Genomic DNA, 18,552 nt, shown 5'->3' with positions numbered 1-18,552 from the left:
GCCAGCGGCGGGCGGAGGACCTGCCGCGCCGGCATGCGACGCCCTCCCGGGACCGTCAGCGGGAATGAATCGTCAACGGACGGCTCGTCCGTTACTGAGAATCGGTCTTCGGGGCCTCGGCTCTCTCCGAGCTCTCCGCCGAGGTAATATTGACCGGCATTGAGAGGGCGCCGCGGCCCCCCGCCGTCATTATCGCGGCGCCTCGGCCGGGGCCCCCAGGGCCTCGTTCAGATCCAGTACGCCGTCCCGATCGCCCAGCGGGGCGCCAAGTTCGCGGTACAGCTCGACGATGCGGCGAACGCGGTCGCTCACGTCGAACTGCTCCCGGATGCGGGCCCGGGCGACATCCCCGAACGCGGCCCGGCGTTCGTCGTCGACCAACAGCCCGCGAATCGCTTCTGCGAACGCCGCGGCGTCGCCGGGCGGGCACAGCAAGCCGTCGCCGTCCGGCTCGATCGCATCGCGATTCCCGGAGATGTCGCTGGCGACGACCGGGACCGCTGCGGCGAGGGCTTCAAGGATCACCAACGGCAAGCCTTCCCAACGGCTGGGCAGGCAGGAGACGTCCGCGGCCGCGATGAGCTTCGCCGCGTCCTCCCGCCAACCCAGCAGCCGGAATCGCGCGTTCAGTCCCGCCTCGCGGACGGCCGCCTCGACCTGCGGGCGGAGGTTTCCGTCGCCGATCAGCACGCCGGTCACCGGACCGCCGGTGCGATCTTCGCCGAAGTCACGCAAGCGGCAGATGATATCCACAAATGTCAGCGGATCCTTCTGCGGCCACAGCCGCCCGACCATCCCGACGACCTTATCTTCAGGACCGACGCCGAACGCCTCGCGGCGGATCGTTTCCCGCTCGAACTCGGAGAGCGGTTTCCGCTGGTTGGGGTCCACGCCGTTGGGCAGCAAGCGGACCTTGCCGGCTAGCAGCTTCAGCTCGTCGGTACAGGTGGCGGCGTCGGCGGGGTTGAGGCAGACGACCGCGTCGCACCGGGTCGCGGCGAGGCGTTCGGCGGCGGTGAAGATCGCTCGCTTCACGCGTCCTGCCGCAGGAAAGGCGAATCCGTGCACCGAATGCACGATCGTCGGCACGCCCGCCGCCCGCGCCGCCATCCGCCCCAGCACGCCCGGTTTTGAGGAGTGCGTGTGGACCACGTCGAACTGACCCGCCCGGAACAACTCCCGCAGCTGGCGGTAGGCTCGCCAGTCCGCGGCGGGACGGACCGCCCGGATCATTGCCGGGGCGTATTGCACCCTCACGCCCCGTTTCTCCGCCGCCTCGGAGAACGGCCCGGGGGACTGCAGAATCAGCGTGCGGTCGAACGAGGCCGGGTCCAGCCGCTCCAACTCGTCCAGTGTCACCCGTTGGACGCCCGACAGCAACGGCAGGAGTTGCACGTGGGCAATCCGAACCCGGCGGATCGCGTCGCACGCCGGCTCGGACCGCTTCCCCCAAACTGACGTGGGGGCGTCGATGCGGATCGCACTCTTCGCAGCGATCATTGGTTCGGCGGGGGCGGCGAAGAGGGGCGTAAGCTGCCGACAAAACGGACTGATCGGGGTCGAATCCAGATGATCCGGTCTACGAGGTGGGATGGAAAGTACGATCTCGGAAGTCAGGGCAATTCACGCAGAGTTGACAGTTTCGCAGGCTCACAGGCCAGCGGCCCTCATGGGGAGCGTTCGAAGCAGCGGCCCGGGGCGTTCACCATGACTGCGGCAAGCCGCTCTTCGGGGAAACGAGATCAAGGATCTCCTCCGTAACCTTTCCGATCTGTGTCGGCCCGTGGAAACGCGTCTCCGCCCGCGTCCGGCCCGCCTCGCCCATCCGTCGGCGGCGTTCCGGGGCGTGAGCCAATACGGTCAGGCTCCGCAGCAGGTCGGCCGGATCGTCCCCGTCGAACAGCAGCCCGGTCTCGCCGTCCGCGATCACTTCGGGAATCCCTCCGGCCCGACTGCCGACGCACGGTTTGCGGGCGGCCATCGCCTCCACCAGCACCCGCCCCATCCCCTCGGTGCGGCTGGGCAGGCAGAACAGGTCGCAACTGTGCATCAGCGTCGGCAGGTCGTCCCGCTGCCCCAGCCATCGCACGCGGGGATGATCGCGGTTCGGCAAGCCGTCGGCGTAGGCGCGGTCCTGGTCGCTCGACGGCGCCCCCGCCACGGCGACGACGGCGTGCGGCACGGCGTCCAGCAGGTCCGGCAGCACGCCGAGCACGCGGTCCACCCCTTTGCGGTGCGTGACGGTGCCGGCCAGCAGGACGACGAAGTCGTCGTCCGCCAGACCGAACCGCCTCCGATCCGGCTCCGCGGCGTCGAGCGGGGCGAAGTCGATTCCGTTCCGCACCGTCTTCAGCTTCGCCGCGTACCGGCGGAGCTGGGCGGGGGGGAACTTCGTCTTCACCGCCTCGGAAATCACCAGCACGCGGTCGCACAGCGGCAGTTCCAGCCGGTCCATCCAGCCGCCCCGACCGTGCGGTTTGTCGAGCTTGTCCCACGTCGTCAACGGGATCCGCAAGCTCTTCGCCGCGACGCCGAGCGTGAGGATGCCGCGCATGTCGTTGCAGAACACCGCGGCGGGGCGGAGCCGCTTGAGGAACCGGCGGGCGTCCGCGACGCCGCCCGCGGCGGCGGCGAGCGTCTTGAGTTTCGCCAGCCCGCGGTCCCGATAGATCGCCCCGCCGTAGCGGTTCAGGGCGGGGCGGGGGGGCAACAGCTCGAACCGCACCCGTCCGCCGGCGACGCCGGGCAGCGCGTCCGGCAGCGGTCCGCCGGCCGGGGCGACGACCACGGGCTCGGGGCCGTCCGCGGGCCAGGCGTCCAGCATTGCGAGCAACGTGCGCTGCTGTCCGGCTAAAACCTGCGGATAACTCTCCACGAACAGGACGGGGGGAACGGACGAAGTCACGCGTCGCTTTCGGGTGCGGGCGGCGGCGGATTTTCCGGGCGGAGCCGGTTCGGTCCGCCGCTCATACCGAATACGCGCCCGGCGGAGAGGGAGACGGAGGATCGGACGCCGCGTCCCGATCCGTGGATTGACGCAAATGCAAATCCAACAGCACGCGCGGCAGGCAGATCAGCAGCCCGTTGACGAACCAAAGCGGCCGCTGACGCATTCCCAAGATCGTGATTTGATAGAGCAGCAGCAGAACGCACCCGGCGAGGAAGCCGTAGACGATCACCCTCGCCTCGCCCCGCGGGGCGATGGCGGCGGACGTGCGGGCAAGCCCCACGGCGGTCAGCATCCAGAACCCGAACGCCGTCACGCCGACCAACCCCAGTTCCGCCAAGATATTGAGGTAACTGTTGTGAATTTCATGCCCGCGGGTGAGCGGACTGTAGTTCCCCGGGCCGGCCCCGAACACGGGCCTGTCGGTCCAGGTGCGGCTGAGCCGCGCGACCTGCTCGACGCGGGTGTCCGTCGCGTCCCTCTCGCCTCGGAGGATCTCCGCGAAGATGCGGACCGGCCGCTCCCAAGGTTTCGTGACGCCGAGGGCGTATCTCTCGCCGGTGTCCGTCGCCACGCCGTAGACGAACCAGATCATGGCGGCCAACCCCCCGACGGCCAGAAAGCGGGTTACGCCGGCCTTCACCCGCTCCTTCGGGGCGACCACGAACAGCAGGACCATCAACGCCGCGAACGCCGCGCCCGTAATCAGGAACGCGGTCCGCGACCCGGTCCCGAGCATGACTACAAACGCCCCGGCCAATAGACAGAACCCGGCGGTTCGGGCCGCCCAACTCGACCAGAGCCGCGACGGCCCCGGACTGCGCAGCACGAACGCCGCCACCGGCAGCAGGGGCCCGAGGTAGCTGGCGACCTGGTTGCTCTCCCGCAGCGTCGAGGAGATACGGCCGGAAAAGTCGTCCTTCGTCCACGCCGGCGAATAGATCGACATCGCCATGAGCCCGACGGCGGTCACCACCCCGCCGCCCAGCGTCCACGCGAGCAGGCACGTCCGCCACTTCTCCCACGTGTCCACGTAGTGCACGATCACGAAGGAGACGACGAAGCCATAGGCGTAGGTCGCCGCCTCCAAGCCGGACCGTCCCACGCTCACCAAACTTCCCGCCAAATAATTGGCGACCAGCGACGCGAAGACCGACGCGACCCAGCACCCGGCGGCGATCAGCACGGTGCGCTGGATCGGCAGCAGAGGCGCCGGCCCGCGTCGGATGCGGCCTGAGAAGCAGATCAGAGCGAGCAGGGTGGCGGCGAAGACCGCTTCGGCGCCGGTCAGCTTCTCCCGCACCACCGGCAACTCGGGAGCCAGCAGGATCGCGCACGAGAAGAGATAAAAATAAATGCCCCGCAGCGGGTTCTTCGCCAGGAAAACGAAGAGCGCCGCGGCGGCCCCGATCCCGACGAGGATCAGCGGCAGGAGCGAATCGAACTTGTCAGTCATCGCGGCTCACCGCCGCCGGCGGGCCGAACCGTCAGTCCGCCCACCCGACGCAGCGTCCGGCGAACGGACTCCGGAGTGTAGATGTACCCCAGTCGCGCCGCCGGGAACGCCAGGTACCACGCCGGCAGCCCGAACTGCCGCACCGCCCGGGCCGAGAGGACGGACAGCCGCCGGTTGTAACGGCTCTTCTTGAGCGACGACTGGTAGAAGCTCGCCCGGCGGATCCGTCGCATGGTCAATACCTCGGGCAGGTTGGCGACCTCGCAAACGGCGGCCGCCCGCAGAAAGAATTCAAAGTCCTGCATGAACGCCTGCTCGGGGTCGTAGTTCACGCCCCGCTCCACCAGCGACCGGCGGAACATCACGCTGCTGTGGACGTACGGGATGCACCGGGCCGAGAGCCGGCGGATCGCCGCGTCGTCGGTCGGCAGCAGGCGGTCGGTCGCCTCGCCGGAGTCCTGATCGACCCGCCGCTCCCCCGTCCCCAGCCAGCCGACCTTCGGATGCTCGTCCAGGAACGCCGCCTGTTTCGCCAGCCGGCCGGGCAGGGCCTCGTCGTCGGCGTCGAGGTTCGTGACGTACCGCCCGCGGGCCTGTTCGGCTGCGAAGGCCAGGCAGGTCGCCTGATTCGACCGCGGACGGTGAAACACGCGAAGGCGATCGTCCTCCGCCGCCAGCCGATCGAGGACCGCCCCGGTGCCGTCGGTGGACCCGTCGCTTACCGCGACGACTTCCAGCGTCAGACCGTCCGGGAGATCTTGATCCAGCAGACTCCGCACGCCGCCCTCGACGTACCGCTCTTCGTTGTAGACCGCCATCACGGCGGTCACGTCCGGCGGGGGCGCGGGCATCAGCCGACGCAGCGCCGCGGCGCCAGGGACGGCGGCCGTGCGTCCGCACGAACTCCGGCGGAACCGGCAGGCGCCCGATTTCTTCGATCGGCGTCGCCGCGGAAACCGTCCGCCGCTGGGCCGTTCGTGCGGGGCGGGGCGGCGTCGGTCACGAGCATGGCTGCGTGCTCTGGAGCTCGCTGAATGTTCCGCGGCTCAACAGGGCGAGGAATCAGCCCCGCGGAGGATCCTGCCGTCGGCCCGGGATCGGCAATTGCAAACGATTCTAATCCGGGGGTAACGTCGTGCAACCGGGGACAACCGCCTGCCGCCGGGAGTCGTTGCCGAACTGTCGCCCCGCGGCGGAGGAATCCGACGGGTCGGTTTGCGTCGGCGTAAGCTGCGGGGGGCGGGTGCGGCGTCCCGCACGGTCGCCTGTTCTCCGTGCAATCCCCCGCTGCAAATATGCCGCCCGCCGCGGACGCCGTCACCCTGCAGATCAATTTGTCCCGCGGGGACCTCGCGTACCTGTCGCGGACGGTTCCCGAATTGGTCGCGCGGCACCGGGGCGGGGTGCGGACGGTGTTGGGCGTGCTGGACGCCTGCCGGCCCCAGAGCGCCGGCCGGTTCGACGCCGACGAACGGTTCCCGCCCGCCGAGTTCGAGAGGGGCGTGGCCGACACGCTCGACGCCGTTCACGACCTGAAGCGGGCCGGGATCCTTGACGAGCTGGTGGTCTTAAGGCCGGGCGACGAGCAGGTTGCGGCCCTGCGGCGGGAGTACTACGGCTCCGCCGTCCGCCCCCATGAGACGCACGATTATTTAGGGCACGGCCTCATCTCCTACGCCGCCGGATTCGGCCTGCCGGAGACCCGCTACGTGTTGCATTACGACGCGGATATGATGCTGCACCAGGCCGCCGGTTACGACTGGGTCGCCGAGGCCCTGGGCCGGCTGGCGGCCGAGCCGCGTGCGGTCGCCGCAGTCTGCCGCAAGGCCCCGCCGTCCGGGCCCGATCGACCCGACGAGTTTGCCGAATACTGGCGGCCGTTGGAGCGGGGGGACGGGTTCGTCCTGCACGACTGGTTCAGCACCCGGTGCCTGCTGCTGGACCGGGATCGCCTCGCCCCGTACCTGCCGCTGACCGGCGGGCGGGCGGCGGCGGAATGTCGGCTGCGGAAGTGGCTGAACCTCCGCCACCCGGTCCCGCCGGAGGCCCTGCTGCACCGCCGAGTCGGTCGGGCCGGCGGCAGGTGCCTCGCCCTCACCGCCGAGAAGGCCTGGCTGCTGCACCCGGTGCACAAAGACGCACAGTTCCTTCGGCAACTGCCCCGCATTTTGGAGGCGGTCCGCTCGGGCGAGGTCCCGCCGGCCCAGCGGGGCCGCAACGACGTGCTTCCGTCGGCGTGGGATCAATCCGGCCCCGTCGCCGAGGCGGCGCCCGCCGTGGATGCGACGTGAACGGCGGAGATGAACCGACCGGTCCCTCGGATCAGTCCGTGCCGGTCCGCACGAACACCTCTCCGTACGGCGGCCCGTCCGCCACCGCGTTCTCAAAGCGACTGCGGAACTCCGGCAGGGGCGTCCACCCCGTCGTCAGGCGAAACGGCCGCGGGGAGGAGAACGCCGCGTCCGTCGCCCCCAACTCCGCCAAGCGTTCCAGACACCCGACCGCGACGGCCGTGTCCGTCCGGTGGTATTCGAACGACAGAAACCGGACGGGACGGGCCAGCCCGGCGAGCGTTTCCCGTTCCCAACCCTCGACGTCGATTTTGCAGTAGACGGGGACGCCGAAGCGTTCGATCTCCGTCTCGAGGGTCGTAACGGGGACCTCGCGGCTGAGCCGGTCGCGGTCGGCGGCGTTGCCCTGTTCCTTCTCCGGTCGCAGGCTGGCCGTCACCGAGCCGGGCCGGCCGACGGTCAGCGTCATTCGTCCGACTTCCGAGCCCACCGCCGCGGTGCGGACGTCGAGCAGCTGGCCCCCGTACCCCCGACAGCGGGCGCGGATCTCGTCGGCGAGTTCCGCTTGCGGCTCGAAGGCGACGACTCGGGCGCCGGCCGCGCACAGCGCCTCCGCCTTCGCGCCCGCGTTCGCCCCGACGTCGAAGCAGAGGTCGCCCGGGGCGAGCAACTCCCGAAAAAAGGCCCGGTCGCCGCGAAAGTCCGCCAGGTCACGCCGGAGGAGCACGTGTCGGTGCAGGAGACGCGCCGGCTTATACAAGCCGCTTTTCACCGCAAAGCGTTTCAGCCGGGAGAGACGCATGGGCGAGGCGACGTGAGAGGTCAACGGCTGGGCGGACACGACGCCGGAACGTCGACCGACGGGCGCCCGGCCCCCGCACGTCCGGCATCGTAAGTGGCGAGGTGGCCCGCGGTCATCCGGTCGAGCGAGAATCGCTCCGCGACCGACGCCGCCAGGTCCGGCGGCGCCGATCGTCCGAGGCAGGCCGCCAGAGCTTCCGCCAGTGCCGCGGCGTCGCCGGGGGGAAACCACTCTGCGTTCGCCCTCTCGACTTCTCCTTCGCCCAGTACTTCGTGGAAGACCGGGATGTCGCTGGCGGCCACCGCCGCCCCGCAGGCGGCGGCCTCGGCGGCGGTCAGGCCGAAGCCCTCCTGCGTGCCGTCGCTGGGGAGCGCCACGCAGCCGGCCTCGGCGAAGGTTCGCATCACCTCCGCCCGCGGCCGCCAGCCGAGGAATTGCGTCCGGTCGGCCACGTCGAGATCCTCCGCCAGCCGTCCCAGCGCCGGCCGCTCCGGGCCCTCGCCGATCAGTTCCAGCCGCGCCGTCGGCCGGTCCCGCAGGAGCCGCGCGAAAGCCCGCAGCAGCGTGGCTTGCCCCTTCACCGGGACCAACCGACCGACGCAGACGATCCGGTCCGCGTCCCGCGGTCCGGCGGCGGCGCGGGCGGCGTCGACCTCGGTGAGGTCGATCCCGTTATAGATCACCGTCTCCCGCGGCGGCGGTTCGCCGGTGACCGGATCGAACGGTTCGGCGGCCGAGCCGTAGGAGCGGGCGGTCGCCTTCGAAACGAACGTCACCGCGTCCGCGTGCCGCCGGGTCGCCCGGTCCAACGCCCGCAGCGGGACGGACAGCGACGTGAACAGTTCGTGCCGCGTCAGCACGACCCGCGGCACGCCGGCCGCCTTCGCCGCCCGGAGCGCCGCGGCCCCCGGCAGCACGAAGTTGGCGTGTACCACGTCCGGCCGCTCGCGCTCCAGTAGAGCCGCGAAGTCCTTGGAGAAGGCGGCGAGTTGTCGGACCGCGTCGACCTGCCCCCGCGCCCCGGCCCGCCGGGCGGGGACGTCGATCTGCACGACCCGGACGCCCTCCGGCGCCTCCGCGTACGCCTCCTCGCGGTCCCGCCAGCGGACGCAGATCGCTTCGTCCCCGCGGTCGCGGAGGGCCTCCGCGATCGGGTGCAGCACGTTCCAGATGCCCCCGGGGTTCGAGCGGTCCGCGAAGACGACCTTCATGCGGCCGGGGCCGCTCTGTTGTACCGGGCAAGCCCCGCCCGCAGCCGGTCCCACGCGGCCCGCACGTCCGGGGCGGCGGCGTCCGGGTCCCGGAGGGCGACCGCGTCCCAGTGGCCGGCGAGCGGCTCGTACCCGCGGTCTTCAAGGAACCGCCGGCAGGCGGCCCGGTCCGCCCCATTCAGGTGCACCCACTCGAACAGCAGCAGGCCGGGCGGGAAGCGGTCGTAGTCGAGCGATTGAACGATCTCGAAGTCGAACCCCTCGGTGTCGCTGTGCACGAGGTCCACCCGCTCCCAGCCCCGCTCCTCGCAGATCGTCCGATAGGTGACGCAGGGGACTTCGATCCGCTCGATCCGGTCCGCCACGTCGGGGATCTTGTCCGCGTGGGTCAGCAGCGACTCCTTCAGGAAGGACCCCAAGCCGTTGGCCCATATCGGCAGGCCTTCGCTCTCAGGCAGGTGATAGAACGGGCGGCTGCCGGCCTCCGGGGCCACGGCCGCGTTCAGCAACGTGAGCTCGGGGCGGTCGCGGTGGGTCCGGCGGAGCCGTTCGAACAGGGCCGGGACCGGCTCGACCAACACCCCCTCCCACCCGCCCCGCTCGATCAGCGGGTACAGCGGATCGTTCCGCACCCCGTCGTTGGCCCCGATCTGCACGAACCGCAGCGGCCCCCGAGCCGTGACGGCCGCGGAGTAGGTTTCAAGAAAGCGGGCGATCCGCAGACCGCTGTCGGGTTTGAGCCCGACCGCCATCGCCGCCCGCTTGGCCAGCGCCCGCAGGCGGCGGATCGGACCGGTCGGAACGTTGGCAGACATAACGGGCGGGTCGGATCCGGGGCGGCTGGATCGACTTTAACTTAGACTTCCGGGGAACGCCCCCCGACACCGACGTCGCCCGCCCATGTCCCGCCTGCCGCTCTCGATGCGCATCGCTCGCAAGGTCGGGGCGCTCCGGGCGCTCAACTTTACCGCCGCCACGACCGTGACGGGGCGCCGGTACCGGGTGCCGGTGCGGGGACAACTCGGCTGGAGAAACACGCAGCCGGGCGGCAACGACCCGTGGCGGGAGCCGCTGATGAGGGCGGCGCTGGGCGCGCCCGGGGCGTTCCTGGACGTCGGGGCGAACGTGGGGCAGACGCTGATGCACGTCCTCGCCCTCGACCCCGGCCGGCGCTACGTCGGCTGCGAGCCGAACGCCGCCTGCGTGGACTACCTGCACCGTCTCGTCGACGCCAACAACCTGTCCGGCTGCACGATCGTGCCGACCGGGCTGAGCGACCGCAACGGTCTGCTCACGCTGCACGATCACGGCGACCACAGCGCGATCGCCAGCGTCGTGGACGGGTTCCGGCCCGAATCTTTCTACACCCGCACCGTTCACGTCGCCGTGTTGCGTGGCGACGCGGTGGCGGACTCGCTGGGGATCGAGAAGCTCGCCGCGGTGAAGGTGGACGTGGAGGGCGGCGAACTCGAAGTGATGTCAGGCCTGACGGAGACGCTGAAACGGGATCGCCCGCCGGTGTTCTGCGAAATCCTGCCGGTCCTCGAACCCGGCCACGACACCGACGCCCTGCACGACTTCCGCTCCGACCGCCAGAATCGCCTGCTGGCGCACATGCGGGAACTGGGCTACCGCTGCTGGCGGACCCGGCACGACGGCGTGGTCGAGCCGATCGACCCGCAGACGGGCATCGAGCCCCACGCGGACCTTTCCAAGTGCGACTATCTGTTCCTCCGGACCGAATCGGCCGAGGAGTTCCTGGCCGCGGCGGGGGCGTCGGTCGCCAGCGTTTCGTAGATCGCCGGCAGCATTCCGAACGTCGCCGCGGGGGTGAAGCGCTCCGCCGCGAAGATCCGCCCCCGTCGGCCCACCGCGGCGCTCTCCCCGGGATTCCGCAGGTGCCAGAGGATCCGATCCGCGCAGGCGTTCGCGTCGCCGCGGGGGAAGGTGTGGCCGGTTTCTTCGCCCGGCGGACCGAGGATGTAATCGTCTGCGGCCGGGAAGTCGGCCACGAGGACCGGCACGCCGCGCGCCATCGCCTCCAGAGGGGCGATGCCCAAGCCTTCGAACCGGCTCGGCAGCACGAACAGATCCGCGGCGTCCAAGATTGCGGCGATCGTGGCGTGCGGCACCGGGCCGCGGGCGTCGACGACCTCCGTCAGCCCGAGTTCCCGGACAACGGCGTGAAATTGTGCGGCTCGCTCCCCGCCGCCGGCGTGGACGAATCGAACGGCGCGGCCGCCGGCTTCGGCAATCACCCGCGGCAGCGCCCTCAGCAGTGTGGGCCAGTCCTTTTCGGCAGACAGCCGCCCGACGCCGGCGATGACGAACGGCCGAAGCGGGTCCGTCGGCGGACGCGGTGGAGCGGGACGGGGCACGGTCACGGGAGCCGGCACCCGCGTGGCCGCGGGATTGTCCGATAGGAACCCGGCGCCGGTCAGCACGGCGGTCGACCCCGCGGTGACGTGCCCCGCCAGACGCACCGCGGCCTGCCAGGCCAGCCGGTGCCGGGCGTTCCAGGCGGACAGCGGCTGGTGCAGATGGACGAGGGGACGCGTCCCCGCCGCCCGGCAGGTCAGCGCCGCCGGCAGCAGAGCGGTGTAGAGATGGAGATGCACGACCGCCGGCTGAGTGCGACGCAGCAAATCAACGAGGCGCCAAGCGTTCGACACGCGTTCGACGGCGGCGAAGGCGGACGCGGCCGCCGGGGCCGGCGGAGCGGCCCGGACGACGCAGAGCTCCGGCGTCCAGGGCGTCTCGGTCGCGAGATACGTCCCGAGGTCGGCGACGTAGCGTTCGGTCCCGCCGTCGGCCCAGGTTTGAACGACGTGCAGAACCCGGCGGGGCGGGGAACCGCTCACGAGATCTGACGTCGGAAACCGGCCGCGAAACGCGTCAGCTTGGGCAGCCGGGCGAGGAGCGGTGCGACGGTCCGAGCCGGTCCCGGCGTCCTGAGGCCGACCGCCAGCGCCGCGGCCGCGGCCCGGCGGGACCACGTCGCGCGGCAGGACCAAGCCAGTTCGGCCGCTTCGCGGGCGGTCGCGGTCGCGCCGGCGGCGGCGGCTGTGAGGGACAAGCCGACCAGAAAGCGCGCTAAACCGTCCCACATCGCGTCCGCGTCCGGCGTCGACGGGCGGACCCGCAGTCGATCCCGCAGGCTGCGTGGCGCCCGCAGGATTTTGGAGTCGAACCGCCCGCCGATTCGGTCACCGGCCGTTCGGTTCAGCGCCAACACGTCCGGCACCCGCACCGCTGTCGTTCCGGCAAGGACGAGCCGTACGAAGTAGTCCCAATCTTGGAACTTCACCAGCGTTTCGTCCCACGGCCCAACTCGGTCGACCGCCGACCGCCGCAGCAGCACGCAACTGGGGACCAGCGACCGCCCCCGCACGACTTCCCCGGCCGTCCACGGTCGCAGCCCCGAACTCGGGGGGACGGACCAGTCCGGGAAGTCTTTAAACGCCCCGGCGTAACAGAGGCACGCCTCGGCGACGGGGGCGGCAGCCAACGCCGCGCACTGGCGCGCGAGCTTCTCCGGATGCATCAGGTCGTCGCTGTCGAAAAACTGCACCAACTCTCCGCTCGATTCGCGAAAGCCGCGATTCCGTGCGGCGGGGGCGCCGGCGTTGGGCTGTTCGACGAGCGTTCCGGTCCACCCGCTGGCCGGGTCGTTCGGGCGTCGGGCCAGCCAGTCTCGCACGACGGCGGGGGTGTCGTCTCCGCTGCCGTCGTCCACCACGATCAATTCCACGGGCCGGTGCGTCTGGGCATAGACGCTGTCCAGCGTGTCGCAGACCAGATCGGCCCGGCGATAGGTCGGGACGACGACGGAAACGGCCGGGGCGAGGCTCACTTTCGCCGTCCGACCGACGCCATTATGGGCCGGAGGCGTGTCGCGACGGCGTCAACGCTCGCGGACGCGAGGAAGAATCGGCGAGCCGCCGCCTGACGACGATTCCGTTCATCCGGGGCGGCGACGATCTCGTCGAGAGCGCGGGCGAGACTTTCCGCATCCCCCGGTTCGCAGACCCAGCCGCGGGGCGACTCGGCCGTTTCCCCGACGATCTGCGGAAGATCCCCGACGCGGCTCACGATCACCGCTTTGGACATCGCCATGGCTTCCAACAGCTTCGCCGGGATCTGAGCGGCCGCGTACGGGGTTCGTTCCTGCGGCACGGGCACGGCGTCGACGGCCGCTAACAACGCGGGCATCCGCTCGTTCGGAAGCAGCCCCAACAGGAGGCACCGGTCCCCCAGCGTCCGTTTCGCCTCTTGGAACTCCGCGTCGCCGGGATTGCCCGCCAGCGCCAACCGCCATCCCTCGGCGGATCGACCCACGGCCTCCACGAGGCGCTTCAGGCCCTTGTGCGGGACCGGTTTACCGGCGAACAGGGCCAACGGTCCCTCCTCGGGCAGGCCCAACTGCACGCGACACCGCCGCGGATCCAGGCGTTCCAGGGTCGGGTCGAATACCGTCGCGTCCGGCCCGTGCAACACGATGTCCCCGCCGTAACGTCGTTGAAGGCCGGAACTGGAAACGGTGACGCCCGCGCAGCATCTCAAGAACAACCGCAGCAGTTCCAGCCGCGGTTGTCGGGGAACATCGCGGTCCAGGAGGCGCTGGACCGTTCCCTGCCACCCGCGCCGTTCGATGCCGAGCGTCTCGTCGTCCTCGACGTCGAGGAGAAGCGGGCGGGAACGACCGAGGCCGGAAGCCCGCAACGCCGGCGCGAAGGTCGTGTAAAGGGGTTTGAACGAATAAATCACGTCGCCCGTCGCCAGCGCCGCCAACTCCCGCTCCAGTCCGGGATCGCGTCGGTTGGGCGAAGCGGACTCCCGCACCGCCGTCTTATAGGGGAACCGCTGCGCGTAGGGAGCGTATACGCCGACCCCCGGTCGCACGCAGCCGACGACCTCCACCTGATGCCCCAGCCGCTCCAGCGCCGCCCCGATCGGGGCCGCCCGGACGATCGGGTTGGAGCAGAGGTCGTGGACGAACAGGGAAATCAACACGCCGGGCCTCCGGCGTCGGCCTCGCGCCGTACCTCAAGGATGTACTGAAACACGAACAACTCCCGCAGTCGCGGAATCCTTCGCAGCACGGGAAGCAGGAAGCGATCAGCGCGACCGCGTCCGCGCTCTCGAATGCGGTAGTTCCGAGCCAGGATGCGCAGCCGCCCGCCCGCGGGCGCGAGGCCCGGCAGGTCGTTCTTCATGAAGAAGCGTCGGTGCGTGCGGTCGAACACCCCCCGATCTTCGACCGGCCACCGTTGCCGGGCGAGGTGGGCGATCAACTCCCAGCGGCCGACGTTCGGCAGCGAAATGAGGACGACGCCGCCGGCCGCGACATGGCGGAACAGGTCTTCCAGGACCCCCCAAGGATCGGAAAGGTGCTCCAGCACGTCCCCGGCGATCACGGCGTCGAAGGTCAGCCCCCGCAACGCCGCCCGCAACGCTTCCCGATCCTCCAGGTCGACCCGAAAACCCGCTTCCAAGACCGGTTCGGCGGCGGCCAGGGCGTCGACGTTCCACTCGATGCCCCAAACGCGGGCGTTTGGATCCCGCTCGCGGATCTGCCGCGCGACTGCGCCCCCGTTGCAGCCGACGTCTAAAACGCGGCGCGGGCCCCGGAGGTGCCTTACGATGTCCGGACGACCTCCTTGGTAGGCGAGCGGATTGTGGCGTCGCGGGGCGGCCTCAACCGGTCGTTCCTCGATCGCCTCGCACGCGGCCTCGGTCGAGTCCGCCGTGACGCGGCCGGCGTGCGGCGACTTTGCGGGAAGCGTCATTGGCCCTCCTTCGCCACCACGGCGCGCCACGAGTCCGGCAAGTTCGCGTGCACCTCGATCCCCTCGAACTCCCGGCTCGCCCGCGGGCCCACCTCGCGGACCCAGCCTGCCATGCGGTCGAGGCCCGCTTGCAATGCCGTCTGCGGCTGATGCCCGAACACTTCGTAGACGTTCGAGTGGTCGCTGAAGGCCACGACAACCTCCTTCCGCGGCGGCAGATGGACGACCGGATGGTCCGGCACGCCCATCGCGGCGGCGACTTGGCGGGCGAGCACGTTCACCGAGTAGGGCTCGTCCGCGCCGATATTAAACGCCCGGCCGAACGCGGCCGGCGTGTCCGGGGCGGCGAGAATGGGATTGAGAATATCCTCGACGTAGCTGAAGGCTCGCTGCTGCTCGCCGTCGCCGAAAATCGTCATCGGCTCGCCGCGGAGGATCTGATTCATAAAGATGCCGACGACGTTCCGGTATTTGTCGCCCGTGTTCTGGTATTCGCCGTAGACGTTGTGCGGCCGGAAGACGACGTAGTCCAGGTCGTGTACGTGCTTCGCCGCCGCGAGATCTAACTCTACGGCGTATTTCGCGACCCCGTAGGGATCCTCCGGCCGCGGGACCATGTCCTCCGTCAACGGCACCCGCCCGGTGCCGTACACCGCGATCGAGCTGGTGAACACAAAGCACCGTACGCCCGTGCGGATCGATTCGTTGATCAGGTTCATGCTGCCGACGACGTTGTTCTGATAGTTGAACCGTCGGATAAAGTGGCTCAGCCCCTCCGCCGCGTAGGCGGCGAGGTGATAGACGTCGCGGAACTGTTCCTCCCGAAACAGCCGCTCCACGAGCGGCGCGTCGCAAATCGACCCTTCGACTTTTCTCAGCCGCGGGTGGTCGGGGAGGTTGTCGAAGCTCCCACCGGAGAGATCGTCCAAGACCACCACGCGGCAGTCCTCTCGCGTCAGGAGGCGGCGAGCCACGTGAGATCCGATGAAGCCGGCGCCGCCGGTCACGAGGAGCGATTGCGTGGGCATGGGTTGCGTATCTTAAAAATCTTCGCCGCGACGGCGGCGCCTGAGGACGTCGTTAGGATAACGGGGTCGCCGGCGCGGATTGGGGGCGCAGGTGTCGGAAAAGCTCCGTCCACTCCGTCCGCAGACCGGGCGATATGAGAAAAGCTCCGCCGAATACGAGGCCGTAAGCGACGCACTTAACGGCCAGCAGGACCGAGGCGGGCCAGACCGGCGGTAACGCGGCGGCCGCCAGGAACGCCGCCGTCCCGCCGACGCACCCCAGGGCGTAAGCGCCCCAACAGGCTTGGACGACGTCGTCGATCTCAATGTGGCTGAACCGGCAGGCGTACCACAGCGACCCCGCCGCATTGAAAGTCGCGGTGATCGCGAACGCGACGGCGACCCCGGTGATCCCGAACGGCAAGCCCGCCGCAAATCCGAGCAGGAACACGGGGGACGCAACGGCTGCCCACATAAGATGGCGCTTCGGGTGGCCGGAGGTGACGAAGAGCCAGCCGGCGGTGCTGGCGATCGGCTGGGCGAGTCCGCCGACGGCTAAAATTCGAAACACCGATTCAGCGGCCGTCCAATCCGGGCCCAGCAGGATCCGGATGATTTCGCCTGCGCCGACGATGGACAGCACGATAATCGGGACCGACAGGGTGACCAGCGGGCGGAGGAGTTGCCGGTACTGGTCCCGATACGCCGAAGGGCGTTCCGACAAGCGGCTGAGAGCCGGCAGCGCGACTTTCGAAACCGGCCCGAACACCTGCGAAAGGGGCAGCATCAGCAAACCGTAGGCTCGGGAGTAAAGCCCCAGCGGTCCGGCGCCCAGAAAGGCGCCGATCAGAAGGTTGTCGCCATTCCGGATGCCGTAGTTCAAGAACTGAAACCCCGTCAGCCACCCCCCGAACTTCAGCATCCCCCCGGCCCCGCACCCGCGTACCGGGCGCCCCGGCAGCCAACCGCTGCACGCCCAGTTCGCGAGCAACGTGACCGCGCCGCTCGTCACGCTCATGACGATTAGCGACCAAGGCCCCCAGCCCTGCCAACTCGTGCCCACGGCCACGGCCGTACCTACGCATTGGGCGGCGATGCCGATCCACGTCACCGTCACGAATTGCATCCGCCGTTGCAGTAGGGCTTGGTGCTGGACGGTGAGGCCGGCGAGCACGAACGTGCCGGCCAACGCGACGGTCATCCACGTCAGCCGGGGCTCGTCGTAGAACCAAGCGATCAGCGGGGCGGAGGCGGCCGTCAAAGCGGCCAGACCGCAGCCGAGGGCGACGTTCAGCCAGAACAGCGTGCTGACCTGCTCGTGCGTCACCCGCGGGCGTTGCACCGTGGCGGCGGACAGGCCGACGTCGGTGAACATGCCCACGAAGCCGGTGATCACCGTCACCATCGCCACCAGGCCAAAATCTGCCGGGGTCAGCAGTCGGGCGAGCACCACAGTGCCGATCAGCCGGACGGCCGTCTTCGCGCCCTGACCGGCGATCGCCACCGCCCCCCCCCGGACCGCCGCTCCGGACCGCTGCGGCGGCGGATCGAACGGGGAGGGCGGGGGGGCCGGGCCGACGACCTCTGCTCCCCCCGGCGCGACCGCGGAGGCGGGGACGGCCGGTCGGGGACCGGGAAGCGACGAGCCGACTGCGTCGACCGGCGGGGCGGGGGCGGTCACTCGGCCCCCCGCAGTTTTCCGCCGCCGTCCTGTCCGCCGAAACGCGGCCGTCGAGCATGACGTAAGGCGGCGACCGACTTCACCGACAGCGGCGGGAGATCGGTCGCCATGGAACTAGGTCGTGAGGATTGACGCAACGGGCGACCGGACACCTCCGCGACGGGGACTGATTAGGGTCGGGAAACCGCCGGACCGTGACGGTAAGCGGGGCCGAAGGCGGTGCAAGCGCCCAAGCTTCTACCACGAAGAGTTTCGCCGAATTCTGACGCCGACCGATTCGGCGTCACCGGAATCCGCAGACCGCCCCCGCGAGACCTTTCGGTCGCAAGCCGCAGGCCTGTCAGTCGTAGTCCGAGGCGCTCACCGGGGATTGCAGCGGGGTCCCCTGCAAGGCCGCGGCCACGGCGTTCGTCCGCGGGTAGGTGAGCCGCGACCCGCCGCTGGAGAGCAGCTTGAGGTAGATCTCGCGGCTGATGCTGTCGCTGATCTTGGTGGCCCGGCCGTCGCAGAACCCAACCGTGATGGCGCCCCCGGAGTGCTCCGACGCCGGGATCGGACGCTTCACGCCGTCGTTGAACTTCACGTTCGGTTTTCCCGCCTCGGTAAACGTCCCGTAGGGCGCCGCGGGCGCGGCTTCGCCCGGGAACGCCACTGCCTGTTGGTCGTCCGGGATGATCGCGCCGAACGCCAGGCCGAACGTGTCGTCGTTGAGCCAGTTGGCCGCCGTCGTGTTCTCAGAAATCCACAGGGTGTTCGTGGTCCCGTCCCAGTTGCCGATCTGGTCCAGCGTCAACTGCGCCGGCGCCCCGACTTGCGCGCCGCTGAGCGAGTCGACGGCGGCGAGGTCCCCCTGAATCGGGTTGTGCATGACGCCGGATTTGAGATGCGTCCCGACGTCGTCCGGTACGTCGACCCCCGCGACCGACCAGTTGTAGAAGTTCGGAAGATGGCTGCCGGCGTTCCCGCCCGAGCCGTCCACGTTGGGCGAGATGCTGTCCGCGAAGTATCCGGCGTTCACGCGGTAGCTCAACCCGAAGTCCTTGATGTCGTTCGCCGTGTCGTCCGGACAGACGTAGCTCTGGATCTGACCGGTGCCGAGGCCGAGAGCATTGGAGCGGTCTGCGAGTTGTTGGGCCGTCCCGTTCAAGTGCAACTCCTCAAGGCTGCTGAGGGACCGGTCCTGCCCCCGCGCGTCCATCTGCGGCAGGATCACCCGCGGCCAGGTGCGGTAGGCGCCCAGGCCGGCGTTCGCCCGGCTGCCGGTTCGGAAGATGCCGTCGCGGATGTGGGGCAGCTTGCCGCTGTCGCCGGTGGCCTTGTTGGTGAGGGCCAGGGTGATGTTCTTGACGTTGTTCTGGCACTCCAGCA

General features: G+C 69.9%; 16 protein-coding genes. 2 read left to right on the top strand and 14 right to left on the bottom strand.

Annotation, left to right across the window (positions count from 1 at the left end; translation table 11 throughout):
* Positions 1–189: 189 nt before the first annotated feature.
* From ACG2DA_RS10230 to ACG2DA_RS10215, 4 genes are all read right to left on the bottom strand, one after another.
* Positions 190–1,500, bottom strand: coding sequence for a glycosyltransferase family 4 protein (locus tag ACG2DA_RS10230; RefSeq protein WP_395255510.1), 1,311 nt, complete (start codon positions 1,498–1,500; stop codon positions 190–192).
* A gap of 202 nt (positions 1,501–1,702) precedes the next feature.
* Positions 1,703–2,905: a glycosyltransferase family 4 protein gene (locus ACG2DA_RS10225; protein ID WP_395255509.1), complete on the bottom strand. Its 1,203-nt coding sequence runs from the start codon at positions 2,903–2,905 to the stop codon at positions 1,703–1,705.
* Positions 2,906–2,966: 61 nt separating this feature from the next.
* Positions 2,967–4,403, bottom strand: a complete 1,437-nt coding sequence (locus tag ACG2DA_RS10220) for an O-antigen ligase family protein (protein ID WP_395255508.1) — start codon at positions 4,401–4,403, stop codon at positions 2,967–2,969.
* A complete protein-coding gene (locus ACG2DA_RS10215) occupies positions 4,400–5,254 on the bottom strand; it encodes a glycosyltransferase family 2 protein (RefSeq protein WP_395255507.1) in 855 nt (284 codons plus the stop codon). Before ACG2DA_RS10215 ends, ACG2DA_RS10220 begins: the two co-directional genes overlap by 4 nt.
* A gap of 444 nt (positions 5,255–5,698) precedes the next feature.
* Between ACG2DA_RS10215 and ACG2DA_RS10210 the strand changes: the two genes are divergently transcribed.
* Positions 5,699–6,694 (top strand): hypothetical protein, encoded by a 996-nt coding sequence (locus ACG2DA_RS10210; RefSeq protein ID WP_395255506.1) that lies wholly within the window; start codon positions 5,699–5,701, stop codon positions 6,692–6,694.
* A gap of 31 nt (positions 6,695–6,725) precedes the next feature.
* Here ACG2DA_RS10210 and ACG2DA_RS10205 read toward each other — a convergent pair whose 3' ends face one another.
* Genes ACG2DA_RS10205 through ACG2DA_RS10195 form a run of 3 tightly spaced genes read right to left on the bottom strand, consistent with a single transcriptional unit; the run spans position 6,726 to position 9,522 of the window.
* The gene (locus tag ACG2DA_RS10205) at positions 6,726–7,496 is read right to left on the bottom strand and encodes an FkbM family methyltransferase (protein WP_395255505.1); all 771 of its coding nucleotides are present in this window, start codon (positions 7,494–7,496) and stop codon (positions 6,726–6,728) included.
* Positions 7,497–7,516: 20 nt separating this feature from the next.
* The gene (locus tag ACG2DA_RS10200; RefSeq protein ID WP_395255504.1) at positions 7,517–8,707 is read right to left on the bottom strand and encodes a glycosyltransferase; all 1,191 of its coding nucleotides are present in this window, start codon (positions 8,705–8,707) and stop codon (positions 7,517–7,519) included.
* Positions 8,704–9,522 (bottom strand): FkbM family methyltransferase, encoded by an 819-nt coding sequence (locus tag ACG2DA_RS10195; protein ID WP_395255503.1) that lies wholly within the window; start codon positions 9,520–9,522, stop codon positions 8,704–8,706. Before ACG2DA_RS10195 ends, ACG2DA_RS10200 begins: the two co-directional genes overlap by 4 nt.
* A gap of 85 nt (positions 9,523–9,607) precedes the next feature.
* Between ACG2DA_RS10195 and ACG2DA_RS10190 the strand changes: the two genes are divergently transcribed.
* Entirely contained in the window at positions 9,608–10,504 is an 897-nt protein-coding gene (locus tag ACG2DA_RS10190; RefSeq protein ID WP_395255501.1) for an FkbM family methyltransferase, read from the top strand.
* On the opposite strand, the gene ACG2DA_RS10185 is transcribed toward ACG2DA_RS10190, so the two are convergent.
* From ACG2DA_RS10185 to ACG2DA_RS10155, 7 genes are all read right to left on the bottom strand, one after another.
* Positions 10,429–11,568, bottom strand: coding sequence for a glycosyltransferase family 4 protein (locus ACG2DA_RS10185; protein WP_395255500.1), 1,140 nt, complete (start codon positions 11,566–11,568; stop codon positions 10,429–10,431). The two genes, ACG2DA_RS10190 and ACG2DA_RS10185, sit on opposite strands and share 76 nt — an antisense overlap.
* Positions 11,565–12,560 carry a glycosyltransferase family 2 protein gene (locus ACG2DA_RS10180; protein ID WP_395255499.1) on the bottom strand — a complete coding sequence of 332 codons (996 nt, stop codon included), beginning with the start codon at positions 12,558–12,560 and terminating at the stop codon, positions 11,565–11,567. The genes ACG2DA_RS10185 and ACG2DA_RS10180 overlap by 4 nt, the downstream gene beginning before the upstream one ends.
* Complete coding sequence (locus ACG2DA_RS10175; protein WP_395255498.1) at positions 12,557–13,720, bottom strand: glycosyltransferase family 4 protein; 1,164 nt, start codon at positions 13,718–13,720, stop codon at positions 12,557–12,559. Before ACG2DA_RS10175 ends, ACG2DA_RS10180 begins: the two co-directional genes overlap by 4 nt.
* Positions 13,714–14,496: a class I SAM-dependent methyltransferase gene (locus ACG2DA_RS10170; RefSeq protein ID WP_395255497.1), complete on the bottom strand. Its 783-nt coding sequence runs from the start codon at positions 14,494–14,496 to the stop codon at positions 13,714–13,716. Before ACG2DA_RS10170 ends, ACG2DA_RS10175 begins: the two co-directional genes overlap by 7 nt.
* On the bottom strand, positions 14,493–15,524 hold the full coding sequence (locus ACG2DA_RS10165; protein ID WP_395255496.1) for an NAD-dependent epimerase/dehydratase family protein: 1,032 nt from the start codon (positions 15,522–15,524) through the stop codon (positions 14,493–14,495). The genes ACG2DA_RS10170 and ACG2DA_RS10165 overlap by 4 nt, the downstream gene beginning before the upstream one ends.
* Positions 15,525–15,576: 52 nt before the next feature.
* On the bottom strand, positions 15,577–17,184 hold the full coding sequence (locus ACG2DA_RS10160) for a lipopolysaccharide biosynthesis protein (protein WP_395255495.1): 1,608 nt from the start codon (positions 17,182–17,184) through the stop codon (positions 15,577–15,579).
* Positions 17,185–17,524: 340 nt separating this feature from the next.
* Positions 17,525–18,552, bottom strand: a 1,028-nt coding sequence (locus ACG2DA_RS10155) for a DUF1559 domain-containing protein (RefSeq protein WP_395255493.1), incomplete at its 5' end; no start/stop codon positions are given.

It is taken from the genome of Alienimonas sp. DA493 (assembly GCF_043951915.1).
GTDB lineage: Bacteria > Planctomycetota > Planctomycetia > Planctomycetales > Planctomycetaceae > Alienimonas.
This window is presented reverse-complemented; position numbering and strand designations above follow the sequence as displayed.